The 23,120-nt window shown below is 38.7% G+C and carries 13 protein-coding genes; 9 read left to right on the top strand and 4 right to left on the bottom strand.

What is annotated here, in order from left to right; all coding sequences use genetic code 11:
* Nucleotides 1–481: 481 nt before the first annotated feature.
* Together B3P23_RS07290 and B3P23_RS07285 are read left to right on the top strand one after the other, a co-directional pair.
* On the top strand, nucleotides 482–2,788 hold the full coding sequence (locus tag B3P23_RS07290) for a WG repeat-containing protein (RefSeq protein WP_293925266.1): 2,307 nt from the start codon (nucleotides 482–484) through the stop codon (nucleotides 2,786–2,788).
* A gap of 18 nt (nucleotides 2,789–2,806) precedes the next feature.
* Complete coding sequence (locus B3P23_RS07285; protein WP_293925265.1) at nucleotides 2,807–5,356, top strand: WG repeat-containing protein; 2,550 nt, start codon at nucleotides 2,807–2,809, stop codon at nucleotides 5,354–5,356.
* A gap of 73 nt (nucleotides 5,357–5,429) precedes the next feature.
* Here B3P23_RS07285 and B3P23_RS07280 read toward each other — a convergent pair whose 3' ends face one another.
* A complete protein-coding gene (locus tag B3P23_RS07280) occupies nucleotides 5,430–6,497 on the bottom strand; it encodes a DUF6688 domain-containing protein (protein ID WP_349681558.1) in 1,068 nt (355 codons plus the stop codon).
* Nucleotides 6,498–6,767: 270 nt separating this feature from the next.
* Here B3P23_RS07280 and B3P23_RS07275 point away from each other — a divergent pair, with 270 nt between their 5' ends.
* Nucleotides 6,768–7,166, top strand: a complete 399-nt coding sequence (locus tag B3P23_RS07275; protein ID WP_293925263.1) for a hypothetical protein — start codon at nucleotides 6,768–6,770, stop codon at nucleotides 7,164–7,166.
* A gap of 183 nt (nucleotides 7,167–7,349) precedes the next feature.
* Nucleotides 7,350–8,765, top strand: coding sequence for a PLP-dependent aminotransferase family protein (locus tag B3P23_RS07270; protein WP_293925262.1), 1,416 nt, complete (start codon nucleotides 7,350–7,352; stop codon nucleotides 8,763–8,765).
* 34 nt (nucleotides 8,766–8,799) lie between these two features.
* Here B3P23_RS07270 and B3P23_RS07265 read toward each other — a convergent pair whose 3' ends face one another.
* Nucleotides 8,800–9,627: an aminotransferase class IV gene (locus B3P23_RS07265; protein ID WP_248754101.1), complete on the bottom strand. Its 828-nt coding sequence runs from the start codon at nucleotides 9,625–9,627 to the stop codon at nucleotides 8,800–8,802.
* A gap of 317 nt (nucleotides 9,628–9,944) precedes the next feature.
* Here B3P23_RS07265 and B3P23_RS07260 point away from each other — a divergent pair, with 317 nt between their 5' ends.
* The 4 genes from B3P23_RS07260 to B3P23_RS07245 all read left to right on the top strand — a co-directional run bounded on the left by B3P23_RS07260 (nucleotide 9,945) and on the right by B3P23_RS07245 (nucleotide 18,046).
* Nucleotides 9,945–13,100 (top strand): SusC/RagA family TonB-linked outer membrane protein, encoded by a 3,156-nt coding sequence (locus B3P23_RS07260; protein WP_293925261.1) that lies wholly within the window; start codon nucleotides 9,945–9,947, stop codon nucleotides 13,098–13,100.
* Between the two features lie 14 nt (nucleotides 13,101–13,114).
* Nucleotides 13,115–14,635 (top strand): RagB/SusD family nutrient uptake outer membrane protein, encoded by a 1,521-nt coding sequence (locus B3P23_RS07255; protein WP_045753060.1) that lies wholly within the window; start codon nucleotides 13,115–13,117, stop codon nucleotides 14,633–14,635.
* 31 nt (nucleotides 14,636–14,666) lie between these two features.
* Nucleotides 14,667–15,890 (top strand): YdcF family protein, encoded by a 1,224-nt coding sequence (locus tag B3P23_RS07250; protein WP_293925260.1) that lies wholly within the window; start codon nucleotides 14,667–14,669, stop codon nucleotides 15,888–15,890.
* Between the two features lie 101 nt (nucleotides 15,891–15,991).
* Nucleotides 15,992–18,046 (top strand): glycoside hydrolase domain-containing protein, encoded by a 2,055-nt coding sequence (locus B3P23_RS07245; RefSeq protein ID WP_293925259.1) that lies wholly within the window; start codon nucleotides 15,992–15,994, stop codon nucleotides 18,044–18,046.
* A gap of 123 nt (nucleotides 18,047–18,169) precedes the next feature.
* Here the strand turns inward: B3P23_RS07245 and B3P23_RS07240 are convergent, their stop codons facing one another.
* Both B3P23_RS07240 and B3P23_RS07235 read right to left on the bottom strand, forming a co-directional pair.
* Nucleotides 18,170–18,853, bottom strand: coding sequence for a DUF6624 domain-containing protein (locus tag B3P23_RS07240; protein WP_293925258.1), 684 nt, complete (start codon nucleotides 18,851–18,853; stop codon nucleotides 18,170–18,172).
* A gap of 71 nt (nucleotides 18,854–18,924) precedes the next feature.
* Nucleotides 18,925–19,737 (bottom strand): helix-turn-helix domain-containing protein, encoded by an 813-nt coding sequence (locus B3P23_RS07235; RefSeq protein WP_293925257.1) that lies wholly within the window; start codon nucleotides 19,735–19,737, stop codon nucleotides 18,925–18,927.
* 411 nt (nucleotides 19,738–20,148) lie between these two features.
* Between B3P23_RS07235 and B3P23_RS07230 the strand changes: the two genes are divergently transcribed.
* Entirely contained in the window at nucleotides 20,149–22,629 is a 2,481-nt protein-coding gene (locus B3P23_RS07230; RefSeq protein ID WP_293925256.1) for a phosphocholine-specific phospholipase C, read from the top strand.
* Nucleotides 22,630–23,120 lie beyond the last annotated feature (491 nt).

The raw sequence follows: 23,120 nt of genomic DNA, 5'->3' as shown, positions 1-23,120 counted from the left end.
TTCTAAATTTTTTAGAATAGGTTGTTCATGATTGAATGGCGAAAGCATTTTATGCTGCTTTGTACTAAAATGTAAATTCAAGATTTAAAAAGGCTTTCTAATCGTACAAATAGTATCTGAAAATTTCTTGCGATGCCCTTATTGATGTTCAGTACCTTATACGTAAAAATAACAATTTATTTTCAATCAACGAGGGAGTACCTATTTTTATTATTTTAACATGGATTTCATTTCTTAAACCTAATTTTTATTTCCATTGAGGATTATGACCAATAAATGTTCTATTTTTTAGCTCATAATAGGAGTCCAAGCATAATGATAGGGTTGATTATAGGAACATGTTGCTGAAAACATGAGCGCTTTGAGACATGAAGTAACGGATGGACATTCAATTGGATCAAATATTTAGCCTAAAACTAGCGGTATTCAGGGAGATATTCACAACATTATAATTAAGATATTTGAGAAAATCTTGAGGTTCATGAAACATCTTCTTCCTATCTTCTTTCTGCTATTACCTTTTTTTGGATATTCACAAACTGTTCAGATCGTAGAATCAATGGGCTTTGAGCGGTCCATTTCACCACTAATCAAAGTTAAAAAAGAAAAGAAGGATTTTTTTTATCATTTAGCAGGCAATCATTGGATAGATGATGTAGAAGAGCACGCGGCAGATTTATTTGTTGTGATTAAGGATGGTTATTATGGAGTGCTACACGAAGATGGAGATCTGATTGTTCCTATAGCGTATGATGAGATCGAACTTGCTACATCTTATGATGGACAGTGGCATAAGGGAAAGCAATACGATTATAAATACCTTGTGCTAAAAAAGAATGGAAAGACCGGAGTTGCTGATGAAAATGGGAAAATTATTGTTCCGGTCCAATTTCAGAAAGCTGAAGTAATTAATAAAAATATTATTGGTGTTGCTGATGATCATCTGTGGGGATGGGTTTCCGCTCTTAATGGTCAGATTTTGCAAAGACCTCAATATGAGTATATAACAAGTTTCTTGTCTGATGAGTTTGTGGAGATACGCACACACGATAAAAGTGGGTTGGCCAAGATAAATGGTGAGCTCATCGTACCTGTCGAGTATGATAGTCATCTCCAGTACATCAAAGGGGATGGACAGACCTATATTAAGGGGAAAAAAGGTACACAACTTGATCTCATGGATACCAATGGCAACGTATTGCTTTCTGGATATACGGATTACAAAATCATTGACGGTTCTAAATGGTTGATTTTTAAACAGGGAAATCATTATGGTGTTGTTGATCCAATTTCCAAAAAAGTAATCATAAAAAATGAATTTGAACAGCTGGATTCATTTATTAGAAACCTTGGAATAGCAAAAAAAGCAAGTGGTTATGGCGTTATTGATATCAACGGTAAGACAATTTTGCCTTTTGAGTATGAGGAGATCCGCGTATTAGCTGCCAATGGGAATCATAAATACAGTTCCAGTCCAGTGATCGGGATGTCTGATCTTATTTTTGACGCAAATATAACGGAACAAGTCAAGCAAAGATTAGCTTATGAAGTCCAGATTGAGCAAGCTTCATATTTTTTTGAAGTGACTAAAAATGGAAAAACAGGTATCTGTAACTGGGATGGAAAAACCATTATTCCATTGGGGAAATATCAGAACATCAAGTTGCACTATTATAACGGGAAGACTTTTTTCTTAGTCGGATCTAATCAAAACTCAGGAATCGTATATGAAAATGGAATGGAAATCTTACCGGTGCACTATAGTTTCGATGATGGTTACCAATATTCAGCATCGGGAATAGAAAATCAATTTGATATATCGCAACGTTTTATCACATTTTCAGATGGAAAAGCGGGCGAACATCATGCTTTAAAAATAGGTTTGTTTGATTTGGAGACTAAGAAAGTATTGATATCTCCGCATGAACAACAAATCACGCTCTTTAATAAGGATCTTATTCTTGTCCGCAAATTAGTTTCTAATTATCAGTACCAGTTTTGGATCTATCATATTGGACAGGATAAGATCCGTACATTCGACAATACGGTCACAGATATACGTTTAGTAAACGACCATTTCTTATTGGTTGAACATCACGATAAATCTTTGCAATTAACCGACACGGATGGAAAATTGGTGTATTCCAATACTAATTGGACATCCGATGGTAGTTACGATTTGATCCGCTTTCCCAATTATGAAAAATATCCGAATGGTAGATTTTATCATGGCTTAAAAAAAATATATGCCAAAGAAGGAAATCTTTTTATCGATACCGTGGGAAATGAAAAATGCTTTGAAGAGTACGATCAAGTCGATGATTTTTATGAAGGTTATGCCATAGCAGCTAAAAAAATCATCGATAAAGAAAATTACTCAGGCTTTAAATATCAGCGCGGAATGATTGACTTAAAAGGCAACATCGTAGTTGCTTTTGAATATGAACAGGTATTGACCACTGGTAAAGAATCTGATATATTGATCTTCAGTAAACTGAATCAGCAGATCATGGTCAGACGTGATGGGCAGATTATACTCGGTCCTGGATATCAGGATCTCGAAGTTGGTGGTGCATATCTGAATTTTACTTTTGCAAAAGGCGATAAGTATGGACTGGCTGATTGGTCAGGTAAAATTTTGGTAGAACCGTTGTATGATGAGATCCGTCGAAATTATGAAGGTGAAGATAAAACATGGCCGCTCTTGGTAAAGGAAGGAGAATGGTATTATTTTGTTGGTAGAGACGGACAGAAATATGCTATTAAATCAAAAGAGAAACGGTACTAATCTCTAAAAATAATTTTTATGATATTATTCTTAATTAATAGCGCACAGAGTACCTGGAATTTGAAGCTTTTTTTATTCCATTTTGCTTTATTCTTTGGCTTAGTATTTTCAGCCCAAGCACAGACCGAGTTATATCGGTTTGGACAGGAGGGGAGGCGTATGGCACCCTTTAGAAATGGATTTGCAAAAATAATAGATAAGGATAATACGTACTATATAGATACCCTTGGAAATAGCCTTATACTGGCAGAAGAAACCTCCATTGAGTTTAATGATACCTATGCAATAGAAGATTATAAACGGGAGTTGGCAGCCCATCCACAGCTATTTCCCAAAACTGTACTAAAATATTTAAAAGACAAAAAAATGGGTATCATATCTCCCAAAGGTGATGTTTTGCTTGAAGCAGAGTATGATGATATAGATATTCAATTTCGTGATTTTTGGAAAATAAAACGTGATGGTAAAGTAAGTTTATTATTTGTTGATAAAACGCAATTGCCTTTTTTTGATGAAATTGGTTACTTGGACGGCGATTATTTTGACGTCAAACAACATGGGAAATGGTACTTATTTAGTCGGTCGCACAATAAAATAATGACTAAAAATGGTTACGATGGTTTTGATTATTGTGGAGGTTGTGGTCATCGTCAGTCTTATCTTTATGCACAAAAAGATGGAAAATGGCGTGTTATAGATTGGAATGAGCATATCTTGATTCCGTTTGAATATGAGCATCATCATATGGGTATGCGCAGTGATAATTGGATTTCTTCCTTTTCAAAAGGGGGTAAGTCGCTTGTTATACATATTCCTACCAAAAAGGAATTTGTCGATACTGAACTCTTCATGGGATTACTGATTGCCAAAAAAAACAATCTTTACGGCGCATATGGTCAAGATGGTGAGTTGAAAATTCCGTTTGAATTTGAACGTATTGAACTTCCTAATGATAATTCTTTTAACGGTTACTATGGAGAATATCTCATTACGACAAAACAACATAAAAAAGGAGTGGTAGACTTGAAGGGAACCGTAATATTACCTAACATATACGATGAGGTCAAAGTATACGATGATTATTTAGTTACTAAGAAGCAACAGATCACCTCCCTTTTAAACCCGAATCGACAGGTCGTTTTTAAAATAGAACATGGTGATATAACACATGTCAATGACTATTTTTACTCATCGGGGAGCCATGGATTAGCTATTTTTAAAATCAAGAAAAGAGCTTTTTATGGATTGTACATTCCACAAACAAATACTTTTATAGATCCTCAATATTACCATATCCAATTTTTTGATTTTAAAAATCCAGACCGTCAAAAAAAATACCTGATTGCCGAGAAAAATAAATTGTTCAGTTTTTTTGATACAAACGGTCAATTGTTATTAAGTGATGTAGAAGGAATTTCTGAGTTATACCATGGACCTGAACATATAATCGCCTTTATAAAGAATGGGAAAACTGGCCTATATGATCTGGATTTGAACAAGGAGATGATTCCGGCTATTTACGAAAGTATCGATATCTTAAATTTAGGAAAACAAGATTATATTAAAGCGAATATGCATATTCCTGAAAATGAAAGAATTGATGAGTTTGATACTCAAATCAGTCATTTATTTGACCTAAAAGGCACAAAAGTAGTAGGAGCGGATATCAAGCAGATCGATACCATCGATAGCAAAAGATCTCTGGTAAAGATTAGAAACGGTAATAAAATGAGCTATCTTTTAATGAATCTGGAAAATTTAAAAGGTGAAGAACTAAATTATCATGCTGTGTATCGCATGAATTCAGCTCAGGTTTTAATGGTGTCCGAAGATGATAAAATAGGAAAGCTCTATGATATGACGTCTCATCAGGAGCTGAAAGGATCATATAGCCTAACATTTGTAAAACAAGGGTACTTGCCTCAGAATTCAGGTAAGGAGACCGTCATTATGCCATATAAAAATGGTATGGCTTTGCTACATAATGAAAACGGCTATGGATATATCAATGAAGAAGGTCGAATCGTTGTCGCTCCCCAATATGTATGGGCTTTTGATTTTGTAGGAAATGCTGCTTTAGTATGCCAATCCGAAAATTTGGATCCGAGAGCATTAATGTTTAAAATGGGGCTTATCAATAAAAAGGGAACCATCATATTCCCTTTGGAATATGATCTGACCAATTCGAGATTAAACCATCAAGAATCTTTCTTCCTTGATCATGCTGTCATATTACCAAAAGTAAATGGCTATGATCAATATTATGGTCTTGGGGATTTGCATAGCGGTAAGCTACTGCTTCCCGTTGAATATACCCAAATCCGATCTATTCAGAATGGACAATATCTCCTTCTTCAAAAAAATAATAAATTTGGGATATCAGATGTTCAAGGTAAGATTATTATCCCAGTGGAGTTGGAAGAAATTCTATTTGATGCACCATCATATTTTGATACTCATACAGATACTCCTTCAGATATTTTTCCTCTACTCGTTTATCGAAATAATACCTGGAGATATATATTAAAAAATGGAGATTTGCTTCCTTTTCAGTTAGGAGTAAAGTAAGGTTCAACCCCAACACCCTATTTATTTTATAAAGTTTTGCATCTCTTTGTCGTTTTCTATTTAATTTATTGATCTAGCTTTGATATTGCCTGGCAATTTTTTCTTCAGGTTTTTCACTATACAAGTACAGACATAAGAGAAAAAAATATTCTAGGGGTTTCATTAATCTATATACCAAGTTTGATCTTTCCACGGACGTGACCTTTTTAGACAAAGGGTAACAGTATTTATCGTACAACCCTCTTATGATTTTATGTGCCGCAGGCCAACTTTCCGAGATCAATTCTTCAAAAGCATTAGCAATGAGCAACTGTCTGTTTACAACGATTTCATACCCATGTCTTTTTCCTAAACGCAGTGGTTTTACGACTTTGGGATCACCACATATGGCAACAGTACATAAATAATGCCCTCTATGATCTAAAAATGGAGGATGAGTTTTTGTTGAAAAATTCCAGGTTGTAGTTTCCGTAAATACTTTTGATATCGAATCCGCTTCCTGTCCAAATAACATCAGGATAGCCACTATCATTATCCATATAGGTACCAGCAAAATAATAACATACAAGGGTTGATGAGCTGTATGAGCCATCTTTTGATTCAGGTAATTGAGAAACTTATTCCGATAAGTTTTATTCGAAGCTTCCGTTGCCTCTTCAGCAATGACTTTGTAAATTAAAGTTATAGCCGTTATGATGTTGGTGACAGGTAAAAAGCCAAACAACCAAGCATCGTAAAATTGCGTGTTAGAAGAAATCTGTAATAATACAAAAAAACTAATTATGATACCAAGGACGACAAAAATCAATGTTAGTACAAATAACAAAGGGGGTAGTGATCTCCCTTTTAACCAGAGTTTTATCGATCCAACAAGAGCTGTTCCAAATAAGAAAATGAGGGTTAAACTATGTTCCGAAGCAAATGGAGAATAACCATTGTCAACGATATCTATCGCTTCTGTGTGATGTGATCCGTACATCATCAACCCAAAACAGAATAAAAGGAATGATAAGCATAAAGCAACAATAAATATATACTCCACAATTTTTGTAGGAGTACTAACCTGTTGTCGAATTTGCCTATAAATCAAATAGCCGATTACTGGAACTGATAGTATAGATAGTATAATAAAGATTTCCATTAGTTTTGAAGTGAATTATTTTTAAAGTTAGTTTGTACAATGAATTTATGATGTAAATTTCCGTTTATATCTTGATGTTAAATGTCCCATTTTATGATAATGACCTCTTATTTATACCTTAAAAATACTGTTTTTCGAATCAAGAATTAAAAGAGATTACCACTCGTATTAAAATTGGCAATATATATTTATTGTACCCCTAAAAAATTGTGTTTCTGTATCTGTATCCCATACGTATCGTTCTTTAAATTTGCCGTTCACGAATATGATATGAGCATGAAAGTCAACAATTTTGAAGATTTTAAATTGGAAAATTTATATCTATCTGAACTCCGTTCTGTTGTTTCTTTATATAAGCAACGTGTTAATCAAAATTTATCTAGAGAGCATGTAAATTCGGTAGAACAGTTAACCATAGACTTTGGGTTACCGTTAGCTGTTTTACTAGAAGCTAAACAGGTTGTTGCTTATGCAGCAGCAATTGTCAATCCCTATCATCAAGTGGAAATAAATTGTATTTTCTTCGATGAGATCCATCGACATGAATTTCAAGACGCATTAATTGCAAAAGCAAAAAATAATTTTAATCAGGCATTTGAGGATGGCGAACAGCAACTTCTTAGATTGACATCAGCTATTGAGAGGCTTATTTACTGGTTGAATCTTTAAATGTTGTTTGTAACTTTAAAAAGCAGTTCTAATTGCGCATGGATTGGATTTTTTAAAATTGATCATTGGAGCTCTAAAAATGATTACATTGGAGGTTTAGTATCCCATGTTAACGTATAATCAAATCGATCTTGAAGAACATAGCATCACTAAAAAATATATTGTTATCATATAGTTAAAGCCATGAAGAAGGAAGTCTTATATGTAAAGATTGCAAACATTATTGAAGAACAGATCTTCAATGGTACGTTAAAACTGGGAGAAAAACTTCCTTCTATACGTACCGTACAGAAGATGTATCATGTGAGTATCAATACCGTTAAACAGGCTTTTCTCGAATTGGAGAGCAAATCGCTGATCAACTCTAGACCACGCCTTGGTTATTATGTCAGTAAAACTTCACAACGAAGATTTTCTCTTCCATCTGTGGGCATGTTGTCGTCATCAGGTGGCGAAAAGCAGCCTGAAGATCTTATCGATAAAGTTTATAATTCCTTAAAAAATAAAGAGGTCACTCAATTTTCCCTTGGTGTTCCGGCGCAAAGTATGCTTCCTATTGCCAAGCTTAATAAAGGAGTGATCCATATGATTAGGAAACTTGATGATGGAGGGACAAGTTATGAACCTGCTCAAGGAAGTGTCAATCTGAGGAGAAGTGTTGCCAAATGGAGTATGGAATTTGAAGGACAGCTTACGGAAGATGATTTAGTAACGACATCTGGTGCTATGAATGCCATTTTTAACTGCTTGCTTGCTGTCACAAAACCAGGCGATACCATAGCGATTGAAACTCCGGTGTATTTTGGAACGATACAGGTTGCTAAATCTTTGGGTTTACAGGTCATTGAGATACCTGCACATCCGCTTACTGGCATTGATATGGATGCATTAAGAAAGTATCTGCCACGTATAAATGTGTGTTGTTTTACAGCAAATTTTAGCAACCCATTAGGAAGCTTGATGCCAGAAGATCATAAAATACAACTGGTTAAATTACTCACCGAGCATAATATTCCATTAATTGAAGATGATCTTTATGGCAATCTATACTTTGGAACCACTAGACCAAAGCCTTGTAAAGCGTATGATGAAGAGGGAATAGTCATGTGGTGTGGCTCTTTTTCCAAAACACTAGCACCAGGTTATCGAGTAGGCTGGGTTGCTCCCGGAAAGTTTAAGAGTAAGATCATTCGTCAGAAACTTCTACAGACGATTTCTACCCCTATACTCTATCAAGAAGTGATAGCCGATTTTATGGAGCACGGCAGGTATGACCATCATCTGCATCAGTTTAGAAACAAACTCTACGCAAATTGCCTGCAATATCAACAAGCTATCGAGGAATATTTTCCTGACAATACTAAAATAGGTCAGCCACAAGGAGGCTTTGTGCTTTGGCTTGAGTTAGATAAAAGAGTTGATACCGCAGCATTATATGATACCGCTATGCGTCATCAAATTAGCTTTGCTCCCGGTAGAATGTTTACCCTCCAAGATCGTTATCACAACTGTATGCGACTCAACTTTGCTTTAGGTTGGAACGAACGGATTTATGCTGATTTGAAATGTTTAGGCAAAATTGTCAAAAATTCCATTTGATTGATCAGTAATCAATTACGTTGCCGTAAACCTGTTATTGTTTATAAATCAAATCTTGTAAAAGCTCTTGCAACTGTTTGGTGAAAGGTCCAGCTTGTGGAGCAAAATCTTGATATCCCAGCAGCGACGTGACGGGAGTAATATTTTTAGTGGTCGAACTTATAAAAGCTTCCGCCGCATTTTCCAGATCGGAGATGCTAATATCTCGCACTTCTACCTCCATGATATTTTTTGCTAGATCAATGATTTTCTTACGCGTAATACCTTGAAGAACATCTTCCGCTGCGGTCAATAACTTACCCTCATGACTGATCAAAAAGAAATTGGCACGAGGACATTCTGATATAAAGCCATTTTGCATATAGACCACATCGTCAGCACCTTTTGATTTTGCTACTTTTAAAGCTTGTATCCCCATGACATAGTCGATGGATTTGACCTGACTAAAGGGACGATGATAGGTAAAAGGAAGTAGCTTTAATCCTTTCTCTTCCAAAATGACATTTCTTTTTAATGGTTGTTGGCTGATAATGAAGTTGGGTTCTGCTATGCTATAGCCATCGGGACTATAGCCACCAGTCAATAGCAGCTTAATCCCAGAGTCCGGCATATTGTTAGCTTGTATCAACGTGTCTATGCATGTTTTGATTGCCTCCCGAGCATAATTAACAGGAAGATCCATGAGATATGCAGATTGATAAAAACGATCCAGATTATCTTCCAAAAATATAGGGAGTCCATTTACCGTTTTGAAAAAATCAAAGATACCGTATCCGCGAACGATAGCTAGATCACTGATGGCGAGTTGAGCTTCATTTTCCGAAATGAGTTTTCCGTTAAAAATAACATAGGGAGTTTGCATATCCTTTTTGTATTAAATGTTTTGCGGAAACAAACCTAGGCAATCCAATATGGAAAAGCAAGTTTGAAAAGTTTACTTACCACTAATCTTTTCTATTAAGGCTATTGTTGAGCATGCAGCCAATCATGCCTTTGTTAATCATTTCATAAGCTTGGGGTAATCCTCACTTAACAATCAACTTATAGCTTTGCCGCTAATCAATCTTATTTGTAAAGGCAAAACTCATGTACTTTAAATCATCTAGACTATTGTGGCTGTTATTACCACTTACATGCCACTCTCTACCTACAGAAGCAAGCAATTTAAGAATAGCCTTGTTGAAAAGCGAACTGAATATTCAACAGCAGCTATCCGGAACTGTGCTCGATGCAGATGGTCAGCCCATTAGCGGAGCTACCGTCCGTAATCTACGCACCCAACAAGATTATCAGACCGACCAGAACGGTAAATTTGTGCTGGAAGGAAAAGTAGGAGACAACATTTCTATACGGTTTATTGGCTACGCCACAGCGCAGCATACCGTTACTACTTTAAGTGGATTTCAGATCAAATTGGTTTCAGAAGGCCAGCAGCTCGAGGAGGTGATGGTATCCATTGGTTACCAAAAAATCCGTAAATCTGATGTAACAGGAGCGATTGCAAGTGTAAAAGCTGAAGAGCTCAACCTGACATCGCCTAAACTTTCACAAGCCTTAGTGGGCAAAGTAGCCGGTGTACAAATCATGCAAACAAGCGGAGCACCGTATGAGGGAACTAAAATTAAGGTGCGCGGTATGGGTTCTATCAATGCAGGTTCAGATCCGCTATATGTTATTGATGGCTATCCGTCGGGCAATAACTTGAATATCAATCCTAATGATATCGAGACCATCGATATCCTCAAAGATGCTGCTTCTGCCGCGATCTATGGTTCCAGAGCGGCAGGAGGTGTGGTCCTCATTACGACCAAACGTGGTAAAGAGGGGCGTAGTCAAGTAGATTACGAAGTATTAGGTGGTTTTGGGCAGCTATCAAAAAAGATAGATCTATTAAATTCAGCGGAATTTATCGACTTGTTGATCGATGGTCGTAATAATGCTTACAAAGATTTGGTCACTGGTAAAGGATTGACCTGGAATGATAATATGCGCTTAGACAGCAATGCCGATCGTGTCGCCCGTGTCAGTAACGCCGGTTCGGTTTCAATTCCAGAAGAATATTACGATTTTTCGACAGGTCTGGCTAAGAAAGCAAAATATGATACGGATTGGCAGGATGCTTTGTATCGCAATGCACCTTTTCAACGCCACAACGTATCTGCATATGGTGGGAATGATAAAAATAGATATTTTTTAAGTACTTCCTATCAAGATCAGCAAGGTATTATGTTGGGTACAGGGCAACAGGTTTTTAACTTCAGAGCCAATACCGATGCCAAGGTGAGCAAAAGGCTTACTGTCGGTGCCAATGTCTCTTTCACCTACAACGATAACAACGAAGTGACTACAGGCCGTTATGATAGGAGTCCTTCTATGGCCGCATTAATTTATTTACCTACACTACCTGTCTATAATGAAGATGGTAGCTACGCTAAATTTTTAATGGCCGATTTGTCGGCCAATAACTATGGCGTCCAAAATCCGGAAAATCCCTTGGCCTACGTCACTGAGATCAAAAATAATAGACGCGGAAAACGCGGGTTATATAATGCATTTGCCGATTTCTCCATCTTAGAAGGTTTGAACCTAAAGGTAAACGGTGGCTTGTCAACTTACGACGAGAAGCACGATTATTATCGACCTACCAGTATTTCAAATGGCAATAATGCACCCTATTCTAATTCTGCAAAAGCCGCCGCTTATGCCGATGCTACTACCCGTAGTGAGATCGACAAGCTAGTCGAGACCACGTTAAATTATAATAAGACATTTGCGGATAAGCATCAAGTAACGGCTTTATTAGGCTATTCGGCACAAAGGACAGATGTCGACTATATGTCTGTTCGCGCCAATGGATTTCAGAATGATGCGATCGATGAAATCACTAACAAAGGGGCAGATCCATCAAATTTTCAGCTATTAGACGCTTACAAAAGAATTACAACACTGCAGTCGTATTTTAGCCGCGTTAATTACAGCTATGCATCCAAATATTTTCTATCCGCTTCATTTCGTACAGACGGATCATCTCGGTTTGGGCCTAACACCAAATGGGGAACATTTCCTTCCGTTTCTGCCGGTTGGACCATCTCCAAAGAAGATTTTTATGATGCATGGTTAGGAGAGGGATCAACGGCGAAACTAAGAGCAAGTTGGGGAAAAAGTGGAAACAACAATATTGGTGAATATAATGCCATCACCACCTACAATTCACCCACAGGTGTGATCATTGGCAATAAAGTAGAAACCGCCCTTGCGCCAGGAGATTTACGTGACCCGAAATTGGGTTGGGAAACCACCTCACAATACAATGCTGGATTGGATTTAGGACTTCTCCGAGGTCGCTTGAATATCATGACCAATATTTATTTGAGCCGTTCGTCCAATATGTTGTTCAACCAGCCGATCACCGCAGTATCCGGAGCGACTACGATCTTGACCAATCTGCCCAATAGTAAAGTTGAGAACAAAGGATTTGATCTTCAAGTCGATGCTGCCTTAGTGCGTAAAAAAGACTTTGATTTAGGGATTAGTGGCAATATCAATGTCAACCGTAATAAAGTACTGGATCTTGGTGGAGGATCTACCATTATGACCAATGGGGCGGAGCGTTCATACATCACACATATTACCCAAGAGGGCAGTCCAATCGGTATGTTCTACGGTTTCAAAGTATTGGGAGTAGCGACCGAAGAAAACTATAAAAGTGTTGCACCATCTGCAGGTTCAACCAATCCAATGCAACCCGGCGATCTTTATTTTGAAGATGTAGATGGCAACGGTATAGTAAATGATGAAGACAAACGTATTATCGGTAGTCCGCATCCTGATTTTACCTATGGTTTTGCGATCAATACACGATATAAAAACTTTGACTTGAGAGCTTCATTCAATGGATCGCAAGGAAATAAAGTATTGGATGGTTATGATTACTACCTGTATAATATGGAAGGCTCGGGCAATCAATATGCAGATGTGGCGCAACGCTATAGATCGGCCTCAAATCCGGGCAACGGCGAAGTATACCGTGCCTCACGTGGCGGAACCCAAAGCAACAGCACACGTTTGTCTACTTTTTACCTACAAGATGGTTCCTTCCTTAGGATGACCAATATCATCTTGGGTTACAGCTTACCAACTGCAACTGCCAATAAGTTATCTCTTTCAGGAATAAGGATATCCGCAAGTGTAGACAATCCATTTACCATTAGCAAATACAAAGGTTACAATCCAGAGCCCGACTATAACCAGCGTGGTAATCTGACTCCCGGGGTAGATTATGGTTTATATCCTTTGGTGCGTTCATTCAATCTTGGATTAAAAGTTACATTCTAAAAAAATCGACTATCATGAAAAAAAGATATTTATTACCCTTCGTTCTTCTAGCACTATCCTCTTGTGACAAAGGATTTTTGAATCAGGAAAATCCCAATGAGGTATCAGTCGGCGCATATTTCAAGTCAGAAAACGACGTTTTATTAGCTGTAAATGGTTTATACCAAGCATTGCGCTTAGGAAGCACTATCGGCGAGTCCAGTGCGCTTTATAGCGAAGAGCGTTCGGACAATACCGGCCGCGATGATAACCAGTCCAATGCAGGTGAACCCTTCCAGTTTAATGATTTTTCGATATTACCGAGTAATTCCTATATCAAAACACATTGGTCAGCGATGTACGATGGCATTGCACGCTGCAATACGCTATTGTCCAATATCGACCGCGTAACATTTGCAGACAATGCAGTCAAGGAACGTTACATTGCTGAGACCAAGTTTGTGAGAGGACTCTTATATTTCCATATGGTACGCAAATTTGGTGATATTCCGTTGTCAACAGTCGAGATCACGACCAAAGAGCAAGCTGCCGAAATTGCCTATAGACAGAAAGAGGCTACTGTTTACCAGCAGATCGTAACTGATCTGACTGATGCTCTGAACAGCAACCTACCCAATGTGCAGTGGCAGTATGCTGTGGGTCGTACCTCCAAAGCAGCCATCAATGCTATTTTAGGACAAGTCTACCTGACAATGGGAGCCACTTTAGCCGGCGATAAACAAGTTAATTTTCAAAAAGCAGAGCAATATTTAGCAGCATCATACGGAATGCGTACGTTCGGAAAGCTTACCGAGATCCCTTATTCAGAAGTTTTTGATGTTAGCAAAAAAAGTACCTGTAAAGAATTAGTGCTGCAAGTTCAGTATCTGCAAGGTGATCAAAACTACAGTTCAAGTATTGCGCGTAATAATCAGGCAAGAGGAGAAAATATCAATTCAAAATTTGTGTCAACAGGTATTGGAGGCAATGTGAAGCATGATCTGGTAAAAGATTATGAAGAGCAAGATCTGCGCAAAAGCTTTTCGATCAAGTTTGCCGAACATGCACAAGTTAAAGACTGGTTTATCACCAAATTCAGAGACAACAGTGAAGCCGCAGGAACCGAGGGAAGAGGAGGAAATGACTGGATACTGATCCGTTATGCCGACGTAATGTTACTCCTTGCAGAAGTGAAGATGCATTTAGGTAAAGATGCAGAAGCCATTGCTTTACTCGATGAAGTTAGACTTCGGGCAGGCTTACCATCATATGCAGTTTCAAGGACTAATGCCAGTTACGCAGCCAAATACCCGACATTGAAAGATGCTATTTTGCATGAGCGCCGTGTAGAACTAGCCTTTGAAAACCACAGATGGTTTGACCTCATCCGCAATTATGATGCAAATGGACTGGTCGATTATTTTAAAAAGAAGAGTCAGGCCGACTATGGCAATGCCAAATTATCCAATATTACGATTAAGGATCGCTTTTATCCGATACCATTTGACGAGTATAAGTTAAATCCTGAAAAAATGTATCAAAATACAGGATATTAAATAGTGACAAACTATTCTTATGATCAATACTATGAAAATATGGCTTCTCGCCCTGGGTATGTTTCTTTCGAATGTATCCTGGGGCCAGGAGTTTCATAGCGATAGAAGCCCACAAGATTGGGTGATCGCCAAAAACTATTATGCCACCTCTATTCTAATTCAAGATAGCGTACTGACTGGAGAATTACTATCTCTGCCTGAAGTTCAAAATCTGCTGAAACAAAGGCATAGCCGCTACCTTAATAATACTACATGTGCAGACGTAGCCTGTTTTCTCGATGCTTTCAAATGGAAGCAACAGGAGATTGATCTCTTGGTGAATATCTTTGTTGCTAACACCAAAAGGCAGACAGGGCAGTCATTCCGTAAGCGGTTGATGGATTCTCAGACCTATGGGCCGTCACAGGGAAAGCAAGCAGATGAATATCTTGCTCGCGCCTTGCGACAAGATCTAGAAGCAATGAACTACGTGATCGATGTCTATGCTGGAGCTAAGAAGCCCAACTATCCGCGCATCGATTCGATTTCTTTTAATATTACCAGTAAACCTTATCTATACTTGCTCAAAGACGTGGCACAAGACGTCCTCAAAGACGTGCGGCAACCTAAGTTGGCTTTTTACGAATCTCTTTGGACAGCCGTTAGGCTATTGGAAGTAAACGAAAGATGGGATGCCGCACAATTGGAACCTTTGATGGAACAGGAAAACAAGAAGGCATATGAAGCGATCCGTAAAACAGATTTTACCCGTTATCCTTACAGTCTTCTCTTAACTTTGGGAGCAGGTCCAGATCAATACGATCAGCCTATCAGCCCAGGAGGGATGTTGCGTTCCAGAATGGCGGCACGTAGTTACTTTGACGGGCTGGCACCCTTTATTGTGGTTTCTGGAGGCCGTGTGCATCCCTATAAGACACCTTATATTGAAGCGCTGGAGATGAAAAGATACCTGATGCAGGTACTGGGAGTACCCGAAGAAGCGATCTTGATCGATCCACATGCCCGACATACCACCACTAATCTCCGTAACACCGCTCGTATCTTGTTGACTTACGGATTTCCTCCAGATAAATTTGCAATCGTCAACAGCAGTGTGCCGCATATCGATGCCGTTCAAAATATGGCCGATCGTTGTATACGAGAATTAGGTTATGTACCTTATGAATTGGGTAAACGCATCAGTGATGTTATCGTGGAGTTTAAACCTCGTATAGAATCCCTGACCATAGATCCAGATGAACCGTTAGATCCGTAGCATTTTTTGATAGCTGCTTCAATAATTTTCAAATTCATCTATTATCCACACCAAAATTAAAGTAATTTACAGGTCTATTTTTAGGACCTGTAAATAGCGTTATGAAAAAATACCTGAAACAATTATCAACCAGTTTTCTAATCAGCTTAAGTCCTGTCTTGATCCTCCATGGACAGTCAAAGACCGAACTTACAAATGTGTTTTTAGGATCTTCCGGAGACCACGGACAACTGTCACCGGCAGCATCTTCGCCATTCCATCACATGAGTATCGCGCCACAAACCTATCCCACGTTGCATATGGGCTATGAACACTTAGCCAAAGAAATACTCGGGTTTACGCACAATAGATTTGAAGGAGTAGGCTGTAAGGGAAGTGGTGGCTTAATATTGGTAAAGCCATTTTTAGGACTTCAGGATGATGGCAAACCTCTGATTAAAGAGCAGGAAAAAGCCGGCCCCGGATATTATGATATTGCCTTAAAGAGTCGTATAAAAGCACAATTTGCAGTGCATGAGAACTTTGGAATTCATCAATACACGTTTCCCGCAGGAGAAAAGGGGCTGACATTAGATCTCGCACATGCATTCAATGGTGCATTTGTTTCGAACGCGTACACGCTTACAAAGGACGGGGTGCTCAAAGGATCTATTCGATCAAGAACAACTTGTGGGGTGGGCATATACAGCATCCATTATGCCATCGCTGTAGCAAACAATAACCAATGGAAAGGAGCAGACAATCTCTTGACACTCCAGCTCGACAATCAAACACAAAAGGTTACATTGCGTATTGCTTTTTCTGCCGTGAGTACCGATTATGCCGAGGCGACTTTAAAAGCCAATAGCACTAAAACCTATGCTCAGGTAAAGGCTGACTCTGATCATCGTTGGGAAACTTACCTGTCAGGTATCACGGTCAAAGGAGATCCTAATCGCGAGAAACTATTTTACTCCCTGCTCTATCGCACCCTGCAGTCTCCTTATCAGATCAATGAATCAGATGGGCATTATAGGGGTACAGATGGGCAAGTCCACCAGTCCAAAGGCAATCGCTACCATGGGTGGGCCATTTGGGATAATTACAAAACACAGCTTCCTTTGTTAGAGCTGCTTTATCCACAGCAGTATCAAAATATCGTTTCTTCGGTTTCAGATCTTTATCGTTATGGCAAGTTTGATTTCGCCGGACCAAACGAGCCTGCAAACTCCGTTAGGACAGAACATGCAGCTGTTGTGCTTTTAGATGCGAGTAAGAAGGGATATGATATTCATTTATCCGCTATCCGTGATTCCTTAGTGCGGGATACCATGCGTTTCGATTTTTCAAAACCCGATAAATATTTAGAAGCTGCTTATGACATGTGGGCTATGGCAGGTTTGTTGCCAGCAGATCGTAAGCACTACCTCGATCGAGCTAGCAGCTATGCCGGTGTTTGGTTAAAGGAATTTAAAGATCTCACTCGTCCGGATGTAGACCGTATGTCAGCAAGAAATATGTATCAAGGTACAATCCGTCAATACCGTTGGAATGTACCCTTTGATATGCAGGGACTGGTCAATCTGGCTGGAGGCAAAGAAGCATTTACAACGCAATTGGATGATTTTTTTGATCATCATTATTTTAATCGCGCCAACGAACCCGATATACAGTCACCCACATCCTATTATGCCAGCAGTAAGCCATCACGCTATCAATCATTAGTACGGGAGCTGGCTCTGGATACGGTCATACAATATTACTTTAATGACAATAGCCGTGGTATAGATCCCTTCATAGACCGGATATACAAGAACCAACCTAAAGCATTTGTACGGACCATGGATGACGATGCCGGCGCCATGTCAGGCTGGTTTGTATTGACGGCATTGGGCCTACATCAGCCTTTGATCGGACAGCCTATCTATTATGTCAGCGTCCCTTTATTTCCAGAGATCGTTGTACAGCGGGGAGAGCAGAAACTTAAAATCAAAGTGATCAACTATAACGATAAAAACAAGTATGTCAAACGGATTTTGCTCAACGGTAAAGATATCGACAGACTTTGGTTGCATCATGACGAACTCCGTAAAGGTGGATTACTGGAGATAGAAACCAGCGCCGAACCTTCTACTTATGGTACAGCCAATATCTGGGTTTCAGATCTGAAAGAATGAGACTAAGGGCTGATTAAACTGATTAACAAACAGCCGTTTGGGATTGCCAAATGGCTGTTTTGTGAGTTTGGTGTTGATATCTTACAAATGGAATCAACATTAAACTGTTAGAGATACGCCAACCTACTTGTTAATGATATCATTTATTTGATCCTGCGTATATACTTTATAAACCACACCGAGTCTCTGAGCATTTTCTTCCACTGTAGAATCAAAACCAGCTTTTTTCCTTCTCTTATTTACATTTTTAGCATCTTTAATAGGCAGTACATATTCAAATGGCTCTTTTTTGCCCGTTTTTGGATTATTGACCATCTGCATATATACTTGGGTACCGTATATCTGTTCTTTTCCTTCGCGGGTCAGTTTTCTGTCCAGCATCATAGCAACATACCGAAACGGTAATTCTTTATTCTTTCCTGCATTTTCAATTAATTTATAATACTTTGAGATTTTATCTGAATGCTGTACGACATAAAAAACAGCTGTATTTTCAGGTTCACCAACTAATGTCTTACCTGGATAACCATGTTTTTCAATAATATGCTCTACCTTTTCGATATTTATGGAATCAATTTTTTGCATAATTTTCCAGCTACTTTTATCGAGTAATGGTCTCGGGTAATTGAGGAATTGCGCAATGGTATCTTTCCTTCCATCCGTTACCTGCGGATCTAAAAATTCCCTTATACCCTGATCAGTTCGTAGAATGGTATCCAATTGTTTCTTTAATTCCAGATTTAATGGCTTTTGAGCATAGCAACTTAAACTAATAAATGTTAATGCTGATAGGAATACTTCTTTCATAATGACAACTTATTTTATTTATCAAAAGTACATTTCGGAAGAAAACCAAAGAGGTACAAATCGGACAACTTTCACATCAGTTTAAAGACCGAACTCCCATTGCCGGGTAGAAAAGAACCTTTTTTAAATGAGCTTATTGCGTAACCTGTAAATTGTACAAATTCTTTTCTGAAATGCGATGAATCGTAATAATCTTCCGTAATTAAAAACCTGTGGTATGAGTTTGTACTTTTCGAGTATTGAGCATCAAGTACATTTCTAAATCTAATTATTTTTTTAAAAAGAGATGGACTGCAGCCCATATACTTTTTAAAATGCCTTAAGAAATTTCGTTCAGACATACAGGCGATTGCGGCCAGCTCCTTCACGGTCAATTTATCCACTTCAGCAGTGCTCTTATAAATTCTTTCTAATGGATCACCTTGATGTTGTCTTAAATTTGACAAAAGAAATTCTTCGAGTCTTTCAATCCTTTTTTCAATAGGAACCGTAAAGAGTTGAGAGGCAAATTTAGACCATTTGGATTCGTTCAGCAACTGAGAGGACTGAGCAGCTATTTTTATAAATGGAACCTTAAAAAAAAAATTGATACCGCAAGGTGTAAAATTAATGCTTATTTCGTCTACAGGATCATTAAACGTAATGATGGTTGGTTGTGTCAATCTACCCAAGACGATAATTTTTGGTCCATGGGTTACATCTTTTGTGAAAGTAACTTCGTTGGGCCTGATGCCTATGGACGTCTGGTTAAATAAGGCTAGACAGGTGCCCAGATTAGGAAATGCTGTATACTTTAAAGGAAAGGTCTCTCTATGATGTGATACTGTAAAGCAGGTAATATATTTTTTTAGTTGATCGGAAAGAGGTGTAATATTGGTAAACATAATAGCATATCTAAATGATTAAAAGAAGATAGATCTTAAAGATAATAAGATTATCGCTTACTTGCACCTATAAGATGCACCGTTCCAAAAGTTTTCTCCGGTATGATCTTTAGCTTTTTCAAAGACCTTATCATGTGTGGCTACTTAATTTGAACGAATGCGATCAATCTCTAATCACAACAAAGCATGATGGTTAATGAGCAACATCGAAATGATGAAAAAAATTATATTCTATTTCCAATAATTAGTTTATAATTGCTGTTCATTATAAACAAGTTATTATTCATATTTTCAGTCTAGTATGATATTACAACATCAGAAAGAAGAAGCGATCGTATGTTGCTATAAAAAGGAAAAGTTGAATTTATGTAGCTGATTCAGTAAAGATGATTTAAAAGAATAATTGATAAAATGGATAACAGGCGAGAATTTCTAAAAAAAGCAGCGATGCTGACAGGTGGTATGTCCTTGTCACAACTGCTCCCTCAATCTATTGCTAAAGCCATGGCCATTAATCCTACATTAGGAAGCACGTTTTATGATGCAGAACATGTTGTTCTGCTGATGCAAGAAAACAGATCATTTGATCATGCTTTTGGCACGCTAAGGGGAGTTCGAGGGTTTAACGACCCGCGTGTTGTCCGCCAACCCAATCACCGCAAGGTTTGGCTACAGTCCCAATCGGATGGTAAAACTTATGTCCCTTTTCGACTGGATATTAAAGATTCTAAAGTCACTTGGATGGGCTGCCTGCCACATAATTGGACAGACCAGACCGATGCACGTAATCAAGGCAAGATGGATCGATGGCTAGATGTCAAGCGTTCGGGATTTAAAGATTTTAAAGAGATGCCCTTAACATTGGGCCATTATACACGTGAAGATATACCTTTCTACTATGCCATGGCCGATGCGTTTACCATCTGCGATCAACATTTTTGTTCCAGTTTAACCGGTACCAACCCCAATAGACTCTATTTTTGGACAGGCAATATCAGAGAAAAACTGACCGATAATGCACTGGTCTGGAATGGAGATTCTGAGTTTAGCGGCAAAGCCACATGGAAAACTTTTCCCGAACGCCTTACCGACAATGGTGTGGACTGGAAAATCTATCAAAATGAAATATCTTCCAGTAGTGAGGGGTACAGTGGTCAAGAAAACAGTTGGTTGGGGAATTTTGGATGCAATGTCATGGAGTATTTCCCCCAATATGCTGTCAAATATAGCAAGCGGTATCAAGATCTATTGATTGAAAAGAGAAAGCAGATCAATGTGAAGCTTGAAGAACTTAACAAAAAAGGCATTACAGCTGGGAAAGAGTACGATAAATTACAAAAGCGGCTGCAAGAAACGGTAAAGGAACAAGAGCTGTATACAGATGAAAACTTTGAAAAGTTGAGTGCATACACAAAAGAAATCCACCGACGCGCATTTGTCAATAACAGTGCTGCTCCAGACTATATGGAGCTCGAGCAGATGGAATATCAAGAAGGCGATGAGACTCGCCAACTCCAGATACCGAAGGGTGATATCTTGCATCAGTTTAGAGCAGATGTCGATACAGGCAAACTGCCCACGGTATCATGGCTGACGGCACCACAACTTTTTTCGGATCACCCAGACTCACCTTGGTTCGGAGCCTGGTATGTCAGTGAAGTCATGGACATCTTAACTAAAAATCCAGAAGTATGGAAAAAAACCATCTTTATTCTTACTTATGACGAAAATGACGGTTATTTTGACCATGTGGCTCCTTTTGCTGCGCCAAATCCTTATCGTCAAGATTCAGGTAAAGTTTCTCAAAGCATCGACACACGGTTGGAGTATGTAAGAAAAGAAGAGCAATATCACCCCGAAAGTGGGCGTGAAAGTAATATCGGTCTAGGGTATCGTGTACCGATGATTATTGCTTCTCCGTGGTCCCGAGGAGGCTGGGTCAATTCACAGGTATTTGACCACACTTCACCATTGCAGTTTTTAGAGCGGTTCATTAGCCACAAAATACGTTCTAATATCAAAGAAACCAATATTACGGCATGGAGGAGGGCAGTTTGTGGAGATTTAACGTCGGCTTTCAGACCTTACAAAGGAGAAGTGATAGCAAAGCCCGAATTTGTCCAGAAAAAATCATTCATAAAAAGCATTCATCAAGCACAATATAAAGATCTACCCACAGGATTTAAACCTTTAGATCAAGCTGAAATAGATCAGATAGATCAAGATCCTCGCATTTCTCCTTACTTTCCAAAGCAAGAAAAAGGTTCTAGAGATTCATGTGGATTACCGTACGAACTCTATGTTGACGGATATTTTGATCAAAAAAATCAAGCCTATCAGATTTCCTTTGAAGCTGCAAACCGCGTGTTCGGTTCTGCATCAGCGGGGGCAGCATTTACCGTTTACAGCGAAACCCCTTATGATAATGAAAAAGGCAGAAGTTGGAATTATGCTACTGTCGCAGGAGATCGGTTGCAGGATAGTTGGTCATTAGATACCTTCGATCATCTTGCATACAGATTGAGCGTTTATGGTCCTAATGGTTTTTTTCGAACATTTGCTGGTAGTAAAGAAAACCCAAAAATTAAAATTTCTTGTCGTTACGAACATGATAAAAAAGGTAAAGGATTTACTGGCCGATTGCTGTTTGAGATCGTAAATCAAGAAGACCGTCAGGTTGAAGTATGGCTTCAAGATAACAGTTATGGACAAGCAACACGCCGTATTAAGCTGGGTGCAGATTCCAGTAAGGTTGTCGAAGTTGATTTATCCAAACAGCATTTTTGGTATGATATAAAAGTAAGCTGTACTGGATACTTGAGCTATTTCGAGCAGTTTGCAGGACGTATTGAAGTTGGTGAAAATGCAAAAAGCGATCCATTAATGGCATAAAAACTTAGCGATCCGGATATCGTATGTTAATCGCCATACAATCCTAGGATAACCAGGCGATTTTTTTTGTGGTTGTTTATGGGTGGGTGTGACATATAAACAACCCCTATGTCTACCTGAATAAACGGTTGAAAAAACACATTAAACAGCACTGTTGCACAAGCAACTAGTGTTGTTTTTCTTTAATCTTTTCATATGCTTTGATCAAGTTTCGAATGCCTGTCGGGATCACGTTGGAGACTGGCTCGGCATTGGGTCGGCAATCCTCCAACCTTTTCCTGACCAACTTCGCCCCATCTTCTAGGTCGCTTCGAGTGGGCTCCGAGGTGGCTTCGACTGGGCTTCGACAGGGAGTGAGGGGACACTCGAAGCCGACTCGAAGAAGACTCAGGTGGAGGTAGAACAAGTTTAGAAGAAAGGTCGAAGAAAGGTCGAAGAAAGGTCGAAGAAAGGTAGAAGAAAGGTAGAAGTGTCTTATACTGAAATAGGTT

It is taken from the genome of Sphingobacterium sp. UBA6320 (assembly GCF_002440335.1).
Lineage (GTDB): Bacteria > Bacteroidota > Bacteroidia > Sphingobacteriales > Sphingobacteriaceae > Sphingobacterium.
This window is presented reverse-complemented; position numbering and strand designations above follow the sequence as displayed.

Coding starts and splice junctions, on each gene's coding strand:
- B3P23_RS07245 (WP_293925259.1), top strand. CDS start 15,992: ATGAAAAAATACCTGAAACAATTATCAACCAGTTTTCTAATCAGCTTA.
- B3P23_RS07235 (WP_293925257.1), bottom strand. CDS start 19,737: ATGTTTACCAATATTACACCTCTTTCCGATCAACTAAAAAAATATATT.
- B3P23_RS07265 (WP_248754101.1), bottom strand. CDS start 9,627: ATGCAAACTCCCTATGTTATTTTTAACGGAAAACTCATTTCGGAAAAT.
- B3P23_RS07285 (WP_293925265.1), top strand. CDS start 2,807: ATGATATTATTCTTAATTAATAGCGCACAGAGTACCTGGAATTTGAAG.
- B3P23_RS07275 (WP_293925263.1), top strand. CDS start 6,768: ATGAGCATGAAAGTCAACAATTTTGAAGATTTTAAATTGGAAAATTTA.
- B3P23_RS07280 (WP_349681558.1), bottom strand. CDS start 6,497: ATGGAAATCTTTATTATACTATCTATACTATCAGTTCCAGTAATCGGC.
- B3P23_RS07230 (WP_293925256.1), top strand. CDS start 20,149: ATGGATAACAGGCGAGAATTTCTAAAAAAAGCAGCGATGCTGACAGGT.
- B3P23_RS07270 (WP_293925262.1), top strand. CDS start 7,350: ATGAAGAAGGAAGTCTTATATGTAAAGATTGCAAACATTATTGAAGAA.
- B3P23_RS07255 (WP_045753060.1), top strand. CDS start 13,115: ATGAAAAAAAGATATTTATTACCCTTCGTTCTTCTAGCACTATCCTCT.
- B3P23_RS07240 (WP_293925258.1), bottom strand. CDS start 18,853: ATGAAAGAAGTATTCCTATCAGCATTAACATTTATTAGTTTAAGTTGC.
- B3P23_RS07290 (WP_293925266.1), top strand. CDS start 482: ATGAAACATCTTCTTCCTATCTTCTTTCTGCTATTACCTTTTTTTGGA.
- B3P23_RS07250 (WP_293925260.1), top strand. CDS start 14,667: ATGAAAATATGGCTTCTCGCCCTGGGTATGTTTCTTTCGAATGTATCC.